The organism is Lacticaseibacillus daqingensis, from assembly GCF_003946115.1.
Lineage (GTDB): Bacteria > Bacillota > Bacilli > Lactobacillales > Lactobacillaceae > Lacticaseibacillus > Lacticaseibacillus daqingensis.
Map to the genome: position 1 here is coordinate 1 of NZ_RHOH01000027.1, position 2843 is coordinate 2843.

At 51.1% G+C, this 2843-nt stretch carries 3 protein-coding genes; all 3 read right to left on the reverse strand.

All coding sequences use genetic code 11. The features are described 5' to 3' along the window. Positions 1-1133: tyrosine-type recombinase/integrase (locus EKM88_RS13130; protein ID WP_164512105.1), on the reverse strand; the 1133-nt coding region annotated here is incomplete at its 3' end. Beyond that, complete coding sequence (locus EKM88_RS13135; protein ID WP_033572650.1) at positions 1126-1332, reverse strand: DUF3173 domain-containing protein; 207 nt, start codon at positions 1330-1332, stop codon at positions 1126-1128. The genes EKM88_RS13135 and EKM88_RS13130, both read right to left, overlap by 8 nt. A gap of 77 nt (positions 1333-1409) precedes the next feature. After that, the gene (locus EKM88_RS13140; RefSeq protein ID WP_033572651.1) at positions 1410-2690 is read right to left on the reverse strand and encodes a replication initiation factor domain-containing protein; all 1281 of its coding nucleotides are present in this window, start codon (positions 2688-2690) and stop codon (positions 1410-1412) included. Positions 2691-2843 lie beyond the last annotated feature (153 nt).

A 2843-nucleotide genomic window follows, 5' to 3' on the forward strand; every position in this document is an offset into this window, starting at 1 on the left:
GCATCCAGCCCGCCCCACAAGTGCGAGTAGTGCTTCAGCGTAATCTCTGGTGACGAGTGGCCTAAGCGCTTAGACAACACCAGCACTGAGACGTTGAACTCATTGATGAGATACGATGCGTGACTGTGGCGCAGCCCTTTGCCTTCGACTGGGTGCACCTGCGCCAACTTGGCGTAACGGTGGATAATCCGCGAGATTGTGGACTTGGTCATCGGCAGCCCGTCATAGGTCATGATGAAGTCATCAACCCCACCCAAACCGAAACTCTTCTGCACCTCACGCCAGCGCCGTAGAATTGCCACGGTGTCATCATCAAGCGTCAAGATCCGCTTGCCGCTGTCTGTCTTCGTGTAGTCGTGGCGCTCCCAGTCATGCCGGTTCTTCATCACCAGCATGTGGTCAACGTGTAGCTGCTTCTTGGTGAGATCAACATCCCGCCACCACAGCGCAGTTCCTTCATTGACCCGCACGCCAGTCAGGAAGTACAGCCACAACATCACGAAGTTCAGGTGCCCGTATACATCATCAATGCAGATTTGCGCGATAACTTGTTCAAACTCAGCTTTCGTCCAAAACGGCACACTGCTCTTGGCCTTAGGAATCGCCTTAACTCGCTTTGACACATTGTTGGACAGGTACTGCATTTGCACCGCGTGATCAAGGGACTTGCGAAAACAGCCGAACACCAAGCCAGCATAGCCTTGCGAGTAGCCCGCACCACCGTCTTTCTCATCCGTGAGCAGCCACGTGCGGAAGTTCTGCACGTCGGTGATATCGATATCGCGCAACAGCTGGTCGCCAAAGCGGGCGATACAGATATCAAAGCTGCGATTACGGACAGCGAAGGTGCTTTCCTCCACGTCGGTTTTGTACGCTGGGATATACGCGTCTTTCATGAACTGGCGGTAGGTCATGCGAAAGTTCGTAAACCCATGCGCCTCATGATATTCACGCTTCACCCGCGTAAGTTCCTTGTTCGCCGCAAACGCAGTGTTGAATGGCATTCCTTGACTGTCCTTCCGCCCTTTCTTGCGGACGCGCTTGCCACTCATCTTATCGGTGCCCAACTCGGTTTCATAGTAGAAGTTACCTTTGGCGTCTATGAATACGCCTGGATATTTGGTTTTACTCATTCTCAACAGCTCCATTCATCGGTGACCCGAGAATGGACTCAACGACAGAACGCGGCACGCGCCCTAAGTTTCGGTTGAGATACAAGGGATAACCCTTTTGTACCATCCTTTGCTTCGCTTGTCTAATAATATTGCGCGCGGTGTGCTGCTTAAAACCTAATGCCATCAGATCTTGATAGCAGACAAAACTCTTATCCAATTACGTCACTTCCTTCTCATTGATTGAAGTGAGATAATCAAACCAGATAGGACCCAAATCTTATCTGTGAAGGGTGACTACTTGCTTTGGTCGGCATAGTCGCTCTTTTTTGATGTCTCACTCGGTTCTGAATCCGTCAAAACGCCGTTGCGGTGATGCTGATAGTGGTGAATCAAGTCCCAGTGGCGTTGCGTCAACTTGCCGCCGTCAATAATCGCCTTCAGCTCAGTAGTGCCATTGTACTGATCAATCAGCTGCAACATCTTCAGCGATGGCGCGACCTGCTTCTTGAGCCAACGGGTAATATGCGCGTAACTCAATGGTTCAGGATTGGTTGACAGTCGCAGCTTGTCGCGATAATTGCCGATGAAAGCATCCCAACGCGGATCTGTCGCCCACTGACTCTTCGCTTTGTGACTCGGCGTCAAAAAACGCAGGTAGCGATTGATGATGCCGAACACAACTTTCTCTGGATCATGCTCTGCCAACAAATTCTTAATTGCCGCAGCGGCGCGTTTGCGACGTAACCGGACTTCAAAGCGTGTCCGTATCGGCTGATCTTCAATCGCAATCTCAGGGTGCTTCTGGTGTTGCTCAAAAGCCTTGTCGTAAATACAGAAGTACACTTCACTTTGCGGCGACCCCAGATACAAGGTTCTGCCCGATACCTTCCACTGCTTGGTGCGATTATCTCGGAAACCATGAAAACGTGAGGTGAATTCATCACGGTCACACTTCTCAATCAAGGTTGGTACGTCAAGCAAGCCATTGCGATCATTGATGGCGAGGTCAACTCGGGTGAAATGACCGTCAAGCGCAATGCACGTCTCTAGGAAGTCGTACCAGGTGCGATTCTGCTGGCGCAAATACGATTCAACATAGCGGCAGCCTTGGCCCTTCAGTTCAATCATTGTGCCACTGTCTTCGCTTGGATCATAACCGTCTGCATTCACATCTTGATACGGCGACAGCAACACATCGATTTCACCACATTTGAAGGTCGCCGCGTACCCGTATCGCGCCCCTTCTTTGAGATTAAAGTGATTCAGGTTAATCTGGAACAGTTCGGTCACCAGTTCTTCATAGTCGTGCGACTTGAAGGTAACGCCCAAGTAATCAATACAGACGTCAACGTTGTTCTGGCCGGTCAACGACCGCAGTGCCAACGTCAATCGCAACCGCGCTTGTTGGTTAATCGGCTTGTTTCCCGTCAGCAGCTGGTTCAAATGCGATCGACTGTAATCAGCCGTCTTCGCTAATTGGCCCTGAGTGATCTTGTGCGTGCGCATCTCATCATGAAACTGGTTTAGCCAGTCGGTATTCGTCATCCCGCCGACTAAGTTCAAATCTTTCAGCATGTTAGCTCCTTTCGAAGCGACCTGACAGCAAAGCCGCCTTTCTGCTTACGCAAAGTGGCTTGCCATCGGCGCTTTCGTCCTACTTACGTGTATTTTGTCTCTAATATTTGCCCCCCTATTAGAGACCGGGGGCTTGTGGCGGCCGGCTAACGC

Coding starts and splice junctions, on each gene's coding strand:
- EKM88_RS13140 (WP_033572651.1), bottom strand. CDS start 2,690: ATGCTGAAAGATTTGAACTTAGTCGGCGGGATGACGAATACCGACTGG.